The organism is Streptomyces sp. NPDC045021 (assembly GCF_056432645.1).
Genome location: NZ_JBWKIQ010000011.1, coordinates 237,024 through 252,501, shown reverse-complemented (window position 1 = coordinate 252,501; position 15,478 = coordinate 237,024). Strand labels below are relative to the sequence as shown.

Sequence of the window (15,478 nt, the reverse complement as noted above, 5' to 3'; positions counted from 1 at the left end):
CGGTGGCATGGGGCAGACGCTTTGCCCTTCCACAAGCCCGGCGCGGGAAAGTACGAATCGGCTCGGCGCCGCAGCGCGCTCACGGGGCGGCGCGGGGCGGTACGCATCCCTGCACAGTTCCCATAGGGTGAAATAAGGTGATGAGGGAGGAGTGCCGGTGGAGATCCTGGCGACCGGGGTGCAGAAGGACGAGCGGCTCCTGCTGGAGCGGGAATTCGCCGCTCGCTACCAGGTGCGCTGCCTGGAGACCTTCCTGACCATCGACACCGTGCCGCTCGCCGCAGGTTACGAGATCGTCAGCACCAGCGTGAACGCGCAGCTGGACGCCGACGTCCTGGAGGTGCTCGCCAAGGGCGGCACCAAGCTGATCGCCCAGCGGTCCACCGGATTCAACAACATCGACCTGGACGCGGCCGAACGCGTCGGCCTCAGCGTCTCGCGCGTCGCCCACTACTCCCCGCACTCGGTGGCCGAATTCGCCTGGACGCTGGCCACCGCGCTCAACCGCCGGATCGTCCGCGCCGCCACCCGCCCCCGCGACTTCGACTTCCGCCTCGACGGCCTGCTCGGCCGCGACTTCCACGGCCGTACGGTCGGTGTGGTCGGCACCGGCAGGATCGGCGCCGCGTTCACCACCATCGCGCACGGCTTCGGGATGAAGCTGCTGGGCTGGGACATCGCACCCGATCCAGCCTGTGTCGAGCTGGGCATGGAGTATGTCGAACTGGACCGGCTGTTCAGCGAGTCCGACCTGATCACCCTGCATGTACCGCTGCTCCCCGACACCCATCACCTCGTCGGCGCGCAGGCGCTGGCCCGGATGAAGGACGACGCGATCCTCATCAACTCCAGCCGCGGCGGGCTCATCGACTCCGCGGCCCTGGTCGAGACGTTGCGGGCCGGCCGGCTCGACGGTGTGGGCCTGGACGTCTACGAGGAGGAGGCCGGTGTTTTCTTCTTCGACAGATCGTTGGAGATCATGACCGACGACACCCTCGCCCGTCTGCTCACCTTCTCCAACGTCCTGATCACCTCGCACCAGGCGTACTACACCGTGGACGCGCTCGACCAGATCGTCGCGGCCACGGTCCGCAACGTCGACGACTTCCTGGCCGGCCGCGTCAATGCCGGCACCTTGGTGCCGAAGCCCCCGAAGCTCCCCACGAGCCCGGCCGGCGCCCCGTAACACCCCAGGCCCCGTAACCATCCAGGAGAGACCAGCCCATGCGTATCGGAGTCCTCACCGCAGGCGGCGACTGCCCCGGCCTCAACGCCGTGATCCGATCGGTCGTGCACCGCGCGCTCACCGGGCACGGCGACGAGGTCATCGGCTTCGAGGACGGCTTCGTCGGGCTGCTCGAAGGCCGCTACCGCCCGCTCGGCCTCAACTCGGTCAGCGGCATCCTGGCCCGCGGCGGCACCATCCTCGGCTCCGCGCGCCTGGAGCGCGGCCGACTGCGCGAGGCCGCGGACAACGCCGAGGAACTGTGCCGCCAGTACGGCATCGACGCCCTCATCCCGATCGGCGGCGAGGGAACCCTGACCGCCGCCAAGATGCTCTCCGACGCCGGAATGCCGGTCGTCGGCGTACCGAAGACCATCGACAACGACATCTCGGCCACCGACCGCACCTTCGGCTTCGACACCGCCGTCATGGTCGCCACCGAGGCCATCGACCGGCTGAAGACCACCGCCGAGTCCCACCAGCGCGTCATGGTCGTCGAGGTCATGGGCCGGCACGCCGGCTGGATCGCGCTGGAGTCCGGCATGGCCGGCGGCGCGCACGGCATCTGCATCCCGGAGCGCCCGTTCGACCCCGCTGACCTGGTCGCGATGGTCGAGGAGCGCTTCGCCCGCGGCAAGAAGTTCGCCGTCATCTGCGTCGCCGAAGGAGCCCACCCCGCCGAGGGCACCATGGACTACGGCGTCGGCGAGGTCGACAAGTTCGGCCACGAACGGTTCGCCGGGATCGGCACCCGGCTCGCCGTCGAACTGGAGCGGCGCCTCGGCAAGGAGGCGCGTCCCGTCATCCTCGGCCACGTCCAGCGCGGCGGCGTCCCCACCGCCTACGACCGGGTGCTGGCCAACCGCTTCGGCTGGCACGCCGTCGAAGGCGTCCACAAGGGCGCCTTCGGGCACATGACCGCGCTGCGCGGCACCCAGATCGAGATGGTGCCGCTCGCGGACGCGGTCGTGGAGCTGAAGCGGGTCCCGGACGAGCGGATGGACGAGGCCGAGTCGGTCTTCTGAGCCGGCCGGTCCCCGCCCGGTGCCGGGACCGCGGTTCAGCCGACGGTCAGGACGATCTTCCCGGTGTGGTGACCGTGCTCGCTGGCACGGTGCGCCTCGGCGGCATCGGCCAGCGGGTACGTGCGGGCGATGCGCACCTGCAGCAAGCCCTCCGCGTGCAGGGCCAGCGCGCCGGCCAGCGCCGCCTCCGTGCGGTCCTGGCCGGGACCCCCGCCGGAGAAACGCACCTGGTGGGCGGGGGCGTGCATCGCGTCGGCGATGGTCACCACCCGCTCCGGGCCGCCGGCCAGCTCCACCGACACGCCCAGCACGTCCCGGCCCGCCGCGTCCAGGACCGCGTCGACAGGACCATCGGACACGGCGCGGACCCGCTCGGCCAGGCCGTCGCCGTATGTGACGGGGGTGGCGCCCAGCGAGCGCAGGTACTCGTGACTCGCCTCGCTCGCCGTTCCGATGACCCGGGCGCCGCGGGCCACCGCGAACTGCACCGCCAGCGTTCCGACGCCACCGGCCGCAGCATGGATCAGCAGGGTCTCGCCCGCGGTCACGTTCAGGAGTTCCAGGGTGCGCCAGGCGGTCTCGGCGGCGACGGGCAGCGCCGCGGCCTCCACCCAGGACAGCGAGGCGGGCTTGACCGCCAGCCGGCCGGCGTCGACCACCAGCTGCCCGGCGTAGGCACCGGCGACCGGGCCGAAGACCTCGTCGCCGACCGCCAGGCCGGTGACGCCCTCGCCGACCGCCTCCACGGTGCCGGACGCCTCCAGGCCGGGTACGTGCGGCAGCTCCACCGGGAAGACGGCGGACACCGCACCGCTGCGGATCTTGTAGTCGAGCGGGTTCACTCCGGCGGCGTGCACCGTCAGACGCACCTGGCCCGGCCCGGGCGCGGGCACCTCGATGTCGGTGGGCTGCAGAACGTCGGCGTCGCCGTAAGCCGCGAACGCAATGGCCTTCGTCATGGGAACGCACTCCTCAAAGTGGTGGGCCGGCCGGTGGCAGGCCTCGTCGTCGTGGTCACAGCCTGGTCCCCGTGTAAGAGAAACCCGCCCCGCCTTTCGGACAGTCCCACCTGTCCGAAAGGCCAGGCTGTTCCCGCGCCGTGCCCAGTACCTTTGACGCTATGGAATCCAGCGCCTGGTCCGACCCGGAACATTCCCTGACGGTGGCCCTGGACGTGATCCGGGCCCCGCTCGGCCAGACCCTGCCGACGCTCTCCGGGGCACAGGACGGCCTGATCCCGCACCGGGCCGCGGCGAAGCTCACCGGTTACTGCGCGCACTACCCGATGAAGACGTCGGGTGCGGCCGAGGTCGCCGAGCGGATCACCAGCGCGGAGCTGAGCCGACTGGCCGGCGTCGTTCCGGTCGGCCGCCCGTGGCAGGGCGAGGCCGTCGTGGCGGGCGCCGGCCGGCGGGTCTTCGCGGCGGCCTCCGCCGCCGCGGGCAGTAACGGGGCGCTGCTGGTCCTCGTCGACACCCCCGCGCAGCCCCTGCCGGAGGCCGCCGTCCGGGTCGTCCAGCGGCTGTGGGACCTGGTCTGCGTCCACTTGGACCACCGGGCCGCCGAGGCGACGCCCGAGATGGCCGCCCGGTCCCGCGCCACGGCAGGCGAGCGGGCCAGGGTCATCGCCGAACTCGGCGAGGCCCAGGCGGCGGTCCTGTCCGGGCTTCTCGGCACTCTGCGCTCCAGGAACCTGGACGATGCCACCGCCCGCCGCACCGCCACCGACCTGGCCGTCTCCGCGATGATCGAACTGCGCTCGGCGGCCGACCGCGAGCAGGACCTCAACGAGGAGCCCGCCGACGCCGCGTTCGCCCGGATCGCCGCCGAGCTGGAGCCGCTGGTGCGTTACGGGCCGGTCCAACTCGACCTGCGCGCACCGGACTCGGGGCGGACACTGCCCGTCGACACGGCGCACGCCGCCCGCGCCGCCACCCGCGCGGTCGTGCTGGCCATGCTGGAGCAGGACGAGTTGCGCCGGATCCACGCCGGCTGGCAGATCGACGACGACGTCCTGCGGGTCACCGTCCGCGACGACGGCCCCGGGTCACTGGCCCCCGAGGCGCTGACCGTCCACCGTGTCACCGACCGGCTCAGGGCGCTCGGCGGCCGACTGGTCCTCGACGCCGTGCCCGGCTGGGGCACCACCGTCACCGGCACCGTCCCGCTGGCCCCGCCCGCCGCGCCGGCCGCCCACCCGCTCGCCGCGCTGGGCGCCCGCGAGCTGGAAGTCCTCGAACACCTCGCTCAGGGGCACCGCAACCGGGCCATCGCCGAGGACCTGCACATCAGCGAGTCCACCGTGAAGTTCCATGTCGCCAACATCCTCAACAAGCTCGACGTCGGCACCCGCGGCGAGGCCGCCGCACTGGCCCGTTCCGCGGGGGACATCACGGCTGCTTGACGCACGATTCCGCAGAAGTACTCCGAACGCACCAAGTACTTGATCCGGCGGGCACGCACGGTGCACTCTGATCCACTCGACGGCGGGGGCGGATGAAGGAGGGCGCGCCGCGTGGCGACGACAGCGGACGAGGTCCCCGGCTACGGCTCCGGCCACGGTTCCCACCACGGAGCGGACGGCTGGCGGTGGACGCTCTTCTTCTGCCTTTCGGCGGCGGGTCTCCTCGGGGGCGCGCTGGGCGGCACCCTCTTCGAACTCAGCGAGTACGGGCAGTACACCTATCTCGCCCTGGGACCGATCGTCGGCGGCGCGCTCGGCACCGTCTCGGGTGGTCTGGCCGGCGGGGTGCTGGTCTGCCTGCCGCCGGGCTGGGCGTTCGCCCCGTGGACGGCGCCCTCCGCCGCCGCTGCGGTGGTGCTCGTACTGGAGTTGGGCACCGTCGACGCCTTCACCTCCGAGGGCGCTGTGGAGCAGTTCTTCTCCGGCGGCCAGGGACTTCCGATGCTGCTCGTCCCCGCGCTGGCCGCGGCCGCCGTCGCGCACGTGGTGGTGCGCGGCTGCCGGAGGTTCCGTGGCGCGCTCTCCGGCACGGCATGACCGCGCCCCGGGCGACAGCTCGGGGCTGCGGGCCGGGGCGCGGAGTTCAGGAGCGGAACGGGAGTGGTCAGCCGGTGTAGACGGCGAGCGCCTTGGTGAAGTCCCAGGCGTTCTGGCTGATGCCGCTGCAGGAGTCCGGGTCGCTGCCCGAGCCGCACTTGCGGTCGCGGTTGACGGACCAGAAGCTGACGCGCGCCAGGTGGTGGCTGGTCGCGTAGGAGACCATCGACTTGAAGTTGGCGAGGGTGACCTTCTCGCCGGCGCTGTCGGTGATGCCGTTCATCGAGGAGAAGCCGACCTTGCGGTAGGCGGCGTCCGAGGAGAGCCCGTAGGCACTGGCGACGGCGCTCTTCAGGCCGTCGACCGCGGACTTGGTGGTGGCGGCCATGTCGACGGCGCCCTGGTCGTAGTCGAACGGCATGACCGCCCAGCCGTCCGCGTTCAGCCCGGCCGCGGCGCCCTTCTTGATCAGGTCCTTGCCGTTGGAGTCTGGCCCTGTGGGGGTGGTGCCGAAGGTGACGTAGACCTTCACGTCGCTGTTGTTGGTCTTGATGGTCTTGAGGGCGTCCACGGTGCGCTTGCGGACCGTGGAGTTCTCGACCGCGGAAGCCTCGATGTCGATGTCGATGGACTTCAGCTTGTAGGCGGTGATCACCTTCTGGTAGGCGCCGGCCAGTGCGGAGGCCGAGGTGCACTTCTCTTCGAGCTTGTTGCCGCTCCAGCCGCCGAAGGAGACCGTGACGTCGCCGCCCGCGTTGCGTATCGCGTTGATCGTCGACTGGTCGGTGCCGCCGGTGAGACCGCGGCTCCCGTCCCACTTGGGGTTGCAGCCGCCGTCGGAGAGCATGAAGGCCATCGTGAACTGCTTGATGCCGGTGGCCGACATGACGGACGTGGCGGACGGCGGGGTGCCCCAGCCGAGGTACAGGTACGGAGCGGCGATTCCGCTGGGGAGAGCGGCGACGGCCTGCGGGGCGGACTTCGTGGGAGAGGGGGTGGCCTGGGCGGTCGCGCCGAGCGCTGTCGCCGCGGCGAGCCCTGCGGTCGCGGCCAGCGCTATGCGGCCGCGGCGGGAGTGCGGGAAGAAGAGCATGGGGGAGAACTCCTAGCGTGTACGGGAGTTGGCTCTGGGAACGCTGCGTGAACGCTAGTGGTCCTGCATGCTCGCGACAAGAGATTGGTTAGGAAAGTTTCCTATTGCCGTGAAAGAGTGCTCGCTCAGCCGCCGGTGCGGCCGTCCCGGCCGGGTCCGGGGGACCAGCGGTAGCTGAGCTCCGGCCGGCCCACCTGCCCGTACTGCGGGCTGCGCGCCGCGCGTCCGGTGTCCACCAGATGCTCCAGATAGCGCCGGGCGGTGATCCGCGAGACGCCGACCGCGGCGGCGGCCGCGTTGGCCGAGATCCCGCTCTCCGCCTCGCGCAGCGCGGCCGTGATCGCCTCCAACGTCGGGGCGCTGAGCCCCTTCGGCAGCACGGGCGACTCCGGGCTGCGCAGCGACGCCAGCGCGCGGTCCACCTCGTCCTGCCCCGACGCCTCGCCGCCGGCCAGCTCGCGGCGGAACCGGGCCCACCGGTCGAGCCGGTCGCGCAGCGTGGGGAACGTGAACGGCTTGAGCAGGTACTGCACCACGCCGGCGGAGACCGCCTGCCGCACCACCCCCAGGTCGCGGGCGGAGGTCACCGCGATGACATCGGCGGTGTGACCGGCCGCCCGCATCGCCTGGACGACCTGCAGACCGTGCCCGTCCGGCAGATGGAGGTCGAGCAGTACCAGGTCCACCGGGTGCTGCCGGAAGAAGCGCAGCGCGTCCCCGCCGGAGTGCACCGTCCCGACGACCGTGAAGCCGGCCACCCGCTCGACGTACAGCCGGTGCGCGGCGGCGGCGATCGGATCGTCCTCCACCACCAGGACCCGGCTGGTGCCGGCGCCGTGTGCGGGGTCCTGGCCGAGGTTCGCGGTGTCGCTCATGCCCGTGCCTCCCTCAGCAGCGGCATGCGGACGGTGAACACCGCACCGCCCCGGTCGTCCTGTCCCAGCTCCACCGTGCCGCCGCCGCGCCGCGCGGCCTGCTCGACCAGGGCCAGGCCGAGACCGCGCCCCTCGCTCTTCGTCGTCCAGCCGCGCTGGAACACCTCGCGCAGCACCTCGGGGTCCACGCCGCGGCCGGTGTCGGTGACCTTCAGCAGCAATTCGTTCCCCTCGGTCCGCGCGGTGACGGCGACCTTCGGGCGACCGGCGCCCTCGACGGCCGCGTCCAGGGCATTGTCGACCAGATTGCCCAGGATCGTCACCAGGTCGCGCGCCGCGAACCCTTCGGGCAGGACGCCGTCGTCGATCCGGCTGTCCTCGGTGACGGTCAGCTCGACCCCGCGCTCGTTGGCCTCGGCCGCCTTGCAAAGCAGGAGCGCGGCGAGCACCGGTTCGCCGACGGCGCCGACGACCTGGTCGGTGAGGGCCTGGGCCAGCTCCAGTTCGGCGGTCGCGAAGTCCACGGCCTCGTCCGCGCGCCCCAGTTCGATGAGCGAGACCACGGTGTGCAGCCGGTTGGAGGCCTCGTGGGCCTGGGAGCGCAGCGCCTCCGCGAACCCCCGCACCGAGTCCAGTTCGCCGGTCAGCGCCTGCAGATCGGTGTGGTCCCGCAGGGTGACGACGGTGCCGCGGCGCTCCCCGCCGAGCACCGGTGAGGTGTTGACGACCACGACCCGTTCGGCGGTCAGATGCACCTCGTCGACCCGTGGCTCGGTGGCGAGCAGCGCGCCGGTGAGGGACGCGGGCAGCCCGAGGCCGTCCACGTAGCCGCCGACGACCTCGCCGGTGAGGCCGAGCAGCTCGCGGGCCGCGTCGTTGCAGAGCAGCACCCGGCGGTCGGCGCCGAGCAGGATCAACCCCTCGCGCACCGCGTGCAGGGTCGCCTGGTGGTAGTCGTACATCCGGCTCAGCTCGGTGGCGGCCATACCGCGCGTGTGGCGGCGCAGCCGCGCGTTGGCGAGGTACGTGCCGAGGCCGCCGATGGCGAGCGCGGCGGCCGCGACGCCGATGAGTACGGCCAGCTGCCCGCGCACCTCATGGCTGATCGCGTCCACCTTGATGCCGACGCTGACCAGCGCGATGACCCGGCCGCCGGACCCGTCGCGGACCGGGGCCACCACCCGCACCGACGGGCCGAGCGTGCCGGTGTACGTCTCGGTGAAGGTCTCGCCCCGCACGGCGCGCGCGGTGTGGCCGAGGAACGGCTCGCCGATCCGGCGCGGATCGGGGTGCGTCCAGCGGATGCCGTCGGTGGCCATGATCGTCACGAAGTCCACGCCGGCGTCGGCGACCACCCGCTGCGCGTAGGGCTGGAGCACCGTGCTCGGATCCGTGCCGGGCGCCGCGAGGGCGGCCTGCCGGACGGTGGGGGAGTCGGCGATCGACGCGGCCGCCGCCCGCACCCGGCCGTCCGCCGCGTCCTCGGCGCGGCTGTGCGCCTGGACGTAGGCCAGCACCGCGCACCCCGCGACCACGACGGCCACGATCACCACCTGCATGGCGAACAGCTGGCCGGCGAGGCTGCGGGGACGCGAGGGTGCGCGCCGGGTTATCGGCATGCTCCACAGTCTGCACGCCCCGCCGCGAACTCAATGAACGCAAACGTGACCTCCGTCACGCGGCCGCGCATAGTCACCGAAGTTACGAAGACCTCGGGAGGCAGACGTGACAACGCAGAGCCGCGATGTGACACCGCAGATCCGCAAGAAGGACCGTACGCACTATCTCTATCTGGCAGTGATCGCGGCGGTCCTCGCCGGGATCGTGCTGGGGCTGGCCGCGCCCGGTGTGGCCAAGGAGTTCAAGCCGCTGGGCACCGGCTTCGTGAACCTGATCAAGATGATGATCTCGCCGATCATCTTCTGCACGATCGTGCTCGGCATCGGATCGGTCCGTAAGGCCGCCAAGGTCGGCGCCGTGGGCGGGCTCGCGCTCGGCTACTTCATGGTGATGTCGACGGTGGCGCTCGCCATCGGCCTGGTGGTCGGCAATGTGCTGCACCCCGGCAGCACCCTGCATCTGACCTCGGCGGCGAAGGCGGCCGGGCACAAGCAGGCGGCGGGCAGCGAGGGGACCGTCGACTTCCTGCTCGGCATCATCCCCAGGACGATGGTGTCGTCCTTCACCGAGGGCCAGGTGCTGCAGACGCTGCTGGTCGCACTGCTGGTCGGCTTCGCCGTGCAGGCGCTCGGGAAGGCCGGGGAGCCGGTGCTGCGGGGCGTCGGGCACATCCAGAAGCTCGTCTTCCGGGTGCTGTCGATGATCATGTGGGCGGCGCCGGTGGGCGCGTTCGGCGCGATGGCGGCGGTGGTCGGCGAGACCGGCACGGACGCACTGAAGTCGCTGGCCGTGATCATGATCGGCTTCTATGTCACCTGCGCGCTCTTCGTGTTCGTGGTGCTCGGCACCCTGCTGCGGCTGGTCGCCGGGGTGAACCTCTTCGACCTGCTGAAGTACCTCGGCCGTGAGTTCCTGCTGATCCTGTCGACCTCGTCGTCCGAATCGGCGCTGCCGCGGCTGATCGCCAAGATGGAGCACCTGGGCGTCAGCCGCCCGGTGGTCGGGATCACCGTGCCGACCGGCTACTCGTTCAACCTCGACGGCACCGCCATCTATCTGACGATGTCCTCGCTGTTCATCGCCGAGGCGATGGGCGACCCGCTGTCGGTGAGCCAGCAGATCTCCCTGCTGCTCTTCATGATCATCGCCTCGAAGGGCGCGGCCGGTGTCACCGGCGCGGGCATCGCCACCCTGGCCGGCGGTCTGCAGTCGCACCAGCCGGCGCTGGTCGACGGTGTCGGCCTCATCATCGGCATCGACCGCTTCATGAGCGAGGCGCGCGCTCTCACCAACTTCGCGGGCAACGCGGTGGCGACCGTACTCGTCGGCACCTGGACCAAGGAGTTCGACAAGGACCGCGCCACCCAGGTCTTCGCCGGGAAGCTGCCCTTCGACGAGTCCACGCTCGTGGACGACCACGCCGGCTCCCCGTCCGACAAGGACACCGCCGACGCGCTGCCCGCCCCCAGGGGGCACGAAACCGTGCAAGCGGGTCAGGCCTAGGGGTTCTGCAGTCCGGCCCAGAAGCGCTCGGTGACGGTGTCGAGGAAGGCCCGGCCGCCCGCGCCGCCCGACGCGGGTACGTCGTTGCCCCAGTTGAGGGTCGCGACCATCACGGACTGGTACTCGGAGTGCAGGGTGCGCAGCACCGGTTCTATCCGGTGCCGCGGCAGCGGCACCAGGGCGGTGACGGGCTTGATGTACGCCTGCCAGCGGGTCGCCACGGCTTCCCGCAGCAGCGCGTCCAGCCGCTTGTCGCCGCCGGTGACCGTCAGGAGTTCCGGCAGCGACAGGCCGAGTACGTCGGCCAGTGCGGCGGTCTGCCGCTCGTTGCCGGTCCAGCGGCCCTGGACCTCCATGCGGTCGTAGTCGGAGATCGGCATGCCGACCGCCCGCGCCAGGTCGGAAGGGGCGATACCGCGGGCCCAGCGGTGTTCCAGCAAGGTGGTCGGCGTGCTCATGAGATCGGACGGGTCGCACCACAGGGCGCCGGCCAGAGCGGGCAGCTCGGAGGCGCGCGGCACGAGTTCACCGCGCTCCCAGGCAGCGATGGTCTCGGGCCTGACGGGGGTGCCGTAGGAGGTCCACATGGCATGGGCGATGTGGGAGTGGTTCATCCCGAGCTGGGCACGCAGCCGTCTGATCGCTGAGGCGTCGAACGGCAGCCGGGGCGGATCAGAAGAGGGTCGGTGCACGGGGTCAGCGTAGGTGCGGCGGTGCCGCACCCCCATGGTGCGGACCGCCGAACCGGGGCGCGTGAATACGCCACCGGTTCGGAGGAACGTACGAGTTCGGAGGTCAGGCCGGTCGCAACCAGACCGTGGCCAGCGGCGGGAGGGTCAGGGTGATGCTCTGCTCCTGACCGTGCCAGGACACCGGCTCGGCCTTGAGCGGGTGCCCGGTGCTGCCGGTGGCCGTGCCGCTGCCGCCGAAGCGCGCGTCGTCGGTGTTGAGCACCTCCTGCCAGGCCCGGTCAGGAACGCCGATCCGGTAGTTCTGGCGGACCACCGGCGAGAAGTTGCTGACGCACACCAGCGGTTCGCCGTCCGCGTCGTAGCGGAGGAACGAGAAGGAGTTGTCCTCGGCCGCGCCGCCGTCGATCCAGGCGAAGCCGCCCGGGTCGGTGTCACGCTGCCACAGGGCGGGCGTGGCGTTGTAGGTGCGGTTCAGCTCCCGGACCAGATCGCGGACCCCGCGGTGGTCGGCGGCCGCCGCGTACGTCTCGTCCAGCAGCCACCAGTCCGGCCCGTGGTCGTGCGACCACTCCGCGCCCTGCGCGAACTCCTGCCCCATGAAGAGCAGCTGCTTGCCCGGGTGCGCCCACATGAAGCCGAGGTACGCGCGGTGGGTGGCGCGCTGCTGCCACCAGTCGCCGGGCATCTTCGAGACCAGCGAGCGCTTGCCGTGCACGACCTCGTCGTGGGAGATCGGCAGCACGTAGTTCTCGGAGTAGGCGTAGACCATCGAGAACGTCATCTCGTGGTGGTGGTACTTGCGGTGGACGGGCTCCTTCGCCACGTACTCCAGCGAGTCGTGCATCCAGCCCATGTTCCACTTCAGGCCGAAGCCGAGACCACCGGAGTCGGTGGAGCGGGTGACGCCGTCCCAGGCGGTGGACTCCTCGGCGATCGTCACGACCCCCGGGCAGCGCCGGTAGACGGTCGCGTTCATCTCCTGCAGGAACGCCACCGCGTCCAGGTTCTCCCGGCCGCCGTGCTGGTTGGGCGTCCACTCGCCGTGCTCACGCGAGTAGTCCAGGTAGAGCATCGAGGCCACGGCGTCGACCCGCAGGCCGTCGATGTGGAACTCCTCGCACCAGTAGACGGCGTTGGCCACCATGAAGTTCCGCACCTCGGTGCGGCCGAGGTCGAACTCCAGGGTGCCCCAGTCCGGGTGCTCGGCGCGGCTGGGGTCGCCGTGCTCGTAGAGCGGGACGCCGTCGAACCTGGCCAGCGCCCAGTCGTCCTTCGGGAAGTGCGCGGGCACCCAGTCCATGATCACGCCGATGCCCGCCCGGTGCAGCGCGTCGACGAGGAACTTGAAGTCGTCGGGGGAGCCCAGCCGCGAGGTCGGCGCGTAGTACGACGTCACCTGGTAGCCCCAGGAGCCGCCGAACGGGTGCTCGGCCACCGGCATCAGCTCGACATGCGTGAAGCCCAGGTCGGCGACGTACGGGGGAAGCTGCTCCGCCAGCTCGCGGTAGTTCAGACCCGGCCGCCAGGACGTCAGATGCACCTCGTAGACCGAGAACGGCGCCTGGTGGACGGGGACCGCCGCGCGGCGCGCCATCCAGTCGCTGTCGTTCCAGGTGTGGTGCGAGGAGGTGACGATCGACGCCGTCGCGGGCGGCAGTTCGGTGCTGCGCGCCATCGGGTCGGCCTTGAGCGTGCGACCGCCGTCCGGGCGGGCGATGTCGAACTTGTACGCCGTCCCGTCGCCGACTCCCGGCACGAACAGCTCCCACACGCCGGTGGAGCCGAGCGAGCGCATCGGGAAGCCGGTGCCGTCCCAGAAGTTGAAGCCGCCCGCCACCCGCACCCCGCGGGCGTTGGGCGCCCACACGGCGAACCGGGTGCCGGTGACGCCCTGGTGCGTCATCGGCCGGGCGCCGAGCGCCTGCCACAGCTGCTCGTGGCGGCCCTCGCCGATCAGGTGCAGGTCCAGCTCGCCGAGCGAGGGCAGGAACCGGTACGGGTCGTGGAGGACGTGCTCACCGTCCTCGTACCGCACCAGCAGCTCGTACTCCGGGATCTCCCGCAGCGGCAGCACCCCGGCGAACAGCCCGTCCCCCTCGTCCAGCAGTTCCGCGCGCAGCCCCTTGGCGGTGACCGCCACCCCCAGCGCATACGGCCGCAGCACCCGGAACAGCACTCCGCCGGTCACCGGATGGGCGCCGAGCAGGCCGTGCGGATCGTGGTGCGCCCCGTCCAGCAGCCTGCCGCGCTCGCCGTCCTCCAGCGGGTCGGCGGGCCGTACGCCGCGCACTGCGACCCGCGCCGGAGCGGGGTCCTGGGCCGGAGCGGCGTTCTCCGGAGCAGCGTTCTGAGCCGGAGCGGCGGGGGTCGCTACCGGCCTGGCCGGCACGACGGGAGCCGCGGGAGCGGATGGGGCGGCCGGGGGGCCGGGCCGGGGGGCGGCGATGGCGCCGGGGTCGCGGGTCTCGACACGGGACGGCGGCACGGCGTCCGCCGGCTGCCGGGGCGCGGTCCCCGAGGCGGGCGGACGGCTCACCCCGGACTCGTATCCCCGTGCGGCGGCTTCCGATACGGCCGGAGCGGGCGCCGCAGCCGGGGCCGGGGCGGGCGCGGCCGCCGGGGCGGCCTTGGGCGCGGGCGTCGGCGCGGCCGGCGTCACGGAATCCTGCGGCCGGCCGAGCGGTTCGCCCGGCGTCTTCTCCACCGGAGGTACGGCGGTGGGGGACACGGCGGCGGGCACGCCCGACGTGAGGGGAGACGGCTGACGCTCGGTCACGGTGTGATCCTTCTCGGAGGGGGGTTGGCAGCGAGACGGTCGATCGCTGACATCGGGATGGGGAGCCAGGCGGGGCGGTGCCGGGCCTCGTACAGGACTTCGTAGACGGCCTTGTCGGTCTCGTAGGCGCGTATCAGTACGGGTTGGTCGCGCGGATCGGTGCCCGACGTCACCGCGTAACCCGTGCAGAACGCGTCCCGCTGCCGCTCCGCCCACGCGCCGGCCGTCGGTGCGGCCGGATCGCGGTGCCGGGCGGCGTAGTCGAAGGAGCGCAACATGCCCGCGACGTCCTGGACCGGCGGCGCGGGCAGCCGGCGCTCCGCCAGCGGCCGCGAGGGCTCGCCCTCGAAGTCGATCAGGAGCCACTCCCGGTCGGTGGTGCGCAGCGCCTGGCCGAGGTGCAGGTCACCGTGGATCCGCTGCGCGGCCACCCGCGCCCCGGTGGCGCCGAGTTCGGACAGGTCGTGGAAGGCCGCCCGCAGCCGGGTGCGGTACGGGCGCAGCTCGGGGACCTCGGCGGCGGCGGTGTCCAGCCGCTGCGCCATGGTGGCCGCGATCAGCTGGATCCTGCGGCGGTCCAGCGAACTCGTGGGCAGCGCGCGGGCCAGCGCGGAATGGACCTCGGCGGTGGCGGCGCCCAGGGCACGGGCGTCGGCGGTGAACTCCGCACCGTCGTCCATGGCCCGCAGGGCCAACTCCCAGCCGTCGGCCGAGCCGGGCAGATAACGCTGCAGGACGCCGAGCGTCGCGGGTTCCGCGCCGATGCCGTCCGGGGTGTCGGGCGGTCCGGGCAGTTCCAGCGCCTCGAACCAGGCAGCCGGCGCCGCGACCCGCCGCGATCCGTTGCGGGCGAGGGCGAGGGACAGTTCGAGGTCCGGGTTGGCGCCGGGGGAGACCCGACGGAACACCTTGAGGATGTACTCGTCGCCGTAGATGATCGAGGTGTTCGACTGCTCGGCGGTGGAGAGCCGCGGTTGCAGCCCGGCCGGGACGGTGGCCGATGGCTCGGTGAGGAAGCGCAGCCGCCCGGTGCGGCCCGGGGCGCGGAGACGTTCCAGCAGCAGCGCGGTGAGCCGGGGGTCGTACAGCCCTTCGTAGATCGTCAGACCGTCGAGCGGTCCGCCGGTCGCCTGGCCGACGGCGGCCGGTGCGAGCGAGGGCGGCAGCAGCGTGCGGGTGCCGAGCAGTAGCTGGTAGCAGTCGGCGCGGCGGCCGGTCTGCTCCACGTCGAGCAGCAGATGGAGCAGGCCGGGGGTGCCCAGCCGGCCGCCCGCGGGCAGCAGTTCGGTCGCGGACACCAGGCCGAAGCCGGTGATGGGTCTGCCCTTGCCGGCGAACCAGCGCTGCCGCGGCAGCCATTCCAGCAGCAGTGGACTGAGCGAGTGCAGCAGCCCGGGGGCGGTGGCCGGTGAACGGCCGGTGGTAGGAGAGGTGCGGGTCCAGGAGCTGTCCGACATGACGTCCTTTCCCCGGGGAATCGCGCACCCTGCCCGGAGCGTGCGGCGGGGAGTGCGCGTAAGCCTCCCGGATGACGGGCGGTGGCTGTCCGGCGACACGGGGAGCCTGCCCCGGCCGGGTGACAGGAAACCGCCGTACGGGCCCGCCCGGAGCATGTTCCGGACGGGCCCGCGGCCCGGAGAGCCTGGCGGCCCGGGGGCAGCTGGGGGG

At 72.1% G+C, this 15,478-nt stretch carries 12 protein-coding genes; 5 read left to right on the top strand and 7 right to left on the bottom strand.

Annotated elements, in window-relative coordinates; genetic code table 11:
* The first annotated feature begins 157 nt into the window (after positions 1-157).
* The gene (locus AC07DC_RS30045) at positions 158-1,186 is read left to right on the top strand and encodes a 2-hydroxyacid dehydrogenase (protein WP_478917625.1); all 1,029 of its coding nucleotides are present in this window, start codon (positions 158-160) and stop codon (positions 1,184-1,186) included.
* 38 nt (positions 1,187-1,224) lie between these two features.
* Positions 1,225-2,250 (top strand): ATP-dependent 6-phosphofructokinase, encoded by a 1,026-nt coding sequence (locus tag AC07DC_RS30040; RefSeq protein ID WP_478917624.1) that lies wholly within the window; start codon positions 1,225-1,227, stop codon positions 2,248-2,250.
* A 35-nt stretch (positions 2,251-2,285) separates the two neighbouring features.
* On the opposite strand, the gene AC07DC_RS30035 is transcribed toward AC07DC_RS30040, so the two are convergent.
* Entirely contained in the window at positions 2,286-3,209 is a 924-nt protein-coding gene (locus AC07DC_RS30035; protein WP_478917623.1) for an NADP-dependent oxidoreductase, read from the bottom strand.
* A gap of 161 nt (positions 3,210-3,370) precedes the next feature.
* On the opposite strand from AC07DC_RS30035, the gene AC07DC_RS30030 reads away from it, so the two are divergent.
* Positions 3,371-4,654, top strand: a complete 1,284-nt coding sequence (locus AC07DC_RS30030; protein WP_478917622.1) for a helix-turn-helix transcriptional regulator — start codon at positions 3,371-3,373, stop codon at positions 4,652-4,654.
* 111 nt (positions 4,655-4,765) lie between these two features.
* Positions 4,766-5,251 (top strand): hypothetical protein, encoded by a 486-nt coding sequence (locus AC07DC_RS30025; RefSeq protein WP_478917621.1) that lies wholly within the window; start codon positions 4,766-4,768, stop codon positions 5,249-5,251.
* A 67-nt stretch (positions 5,252-5,318) separates the two neighbouring features.
* Here AC07DC_RS30025 and AC07DC_RS30020 read toward each other — a convergent pair whose 3' ends face one another.
* From AC07DC_RS30020 to AC07DC_RS30010, 3 genes are all read right to left on the bottom strand, one after another.
* Entirely contained in the window at positions 5,319-6,344 is a 1,026-nt protein-coding gene (locus AC07DC_RS30020; protein WP_478917620.1) for a chitinase, read from the bottom strand.
* Positions 6,345-6,469: 125 nt separating this feature from the next.
* The gene (locus AC07DC_RS30015; protein ID WP_478917619.1) at positions 6,470-7,219 is read right to left on the bottom strand and encodes a response regulator; all 750 of its coding nucleotides are present in this window, start codon (positions 7,217-7,219) and stop codon (positions 6,470-6,472) included.
* Complete coding sequence (locus tag AC07DC_RS30010; RefSeq protein WP_478917618.1) at positions 7,216-8,838, bottom strand: sensor histidine kinase; 1,623 nt, start codon at positions 8,836-8,838, stop codon at positions 7,216-7,218. Before AC07DC_RS30010 ends, AC07DC_RS30015 begins: the two co-directional genes overlap by 4 nt.
* 127 nt (positions 8,839-8,965) lie before the next feature.
* Between AC07DC_RS30010 and AC07DC_RS30005 the strand changes: the two genes are divergently transcribed.
* Positions 8,966-10,342 carry a cation:dicarboxylate symporter family transporter gene (locus tag AC07DC_RS30005; RefSeq protein ID WP_478917727.1) on the top strand — a complete coding sequence of 459 codons (1,377 nt, stop codon included), beginning with the start codon at positions 8,966-8,968 and terminating at the stop codon, positions 10,340-10,342.
* On the opposite strand, the gene AC07DC_RS30000 is transcribed toward AC07DC_RS30005, so the two are convergent.
* The 3 genes from AC07DC_RS30000 to AC07DC_RS29990 form a co-directional block, all read right to left on the bottom strand.
* Positions 10,339-11,034 (bottom strand): helix-turn-helix domain-containing protein, encoded by a 696-nt coding sequence (locus AC07DC_RS30000; protein WP_478917617.1) that lies wholly within the window; start codon positions 11,032-11,034, stop codon positions 10,339-10,341. The two genes, AC07DC_RS30005 and AC07DC_RS30000, sit on opposite strands and share 4 nt — an antisense overlap.
* 103 nt (positions 11,035-11,137) lie before the next feature.
* Positions 11,138-13,810, bottom strand: coding sequence for a 1,4-alpha-glucan branching enzyme (glgB, locus tag AC07DC_RS29995; RefSeq protein WP_478917616.1), 2,673 nt, complete (start codon positions 13,808-13,810; stop codon positions 11,138-11,140).
* Positions 13,807-15,267, bottom strand: a complete 1,461-nt coding sequence (locus AC07DC_RS29990) for a maltokinase N-terminal cap-like domain-containing protein (RefSeq protein ID WP_478917615.1) — start codon at positions 15,265-15,267, stop codon at positions 13,807-13,809. Before AC07DC_RS29990 ends, glgB begins: the two co-directional genes overlap by 4 nt.
* Positions 15,268-15,478: the final 211 nt, after the last annotated feature.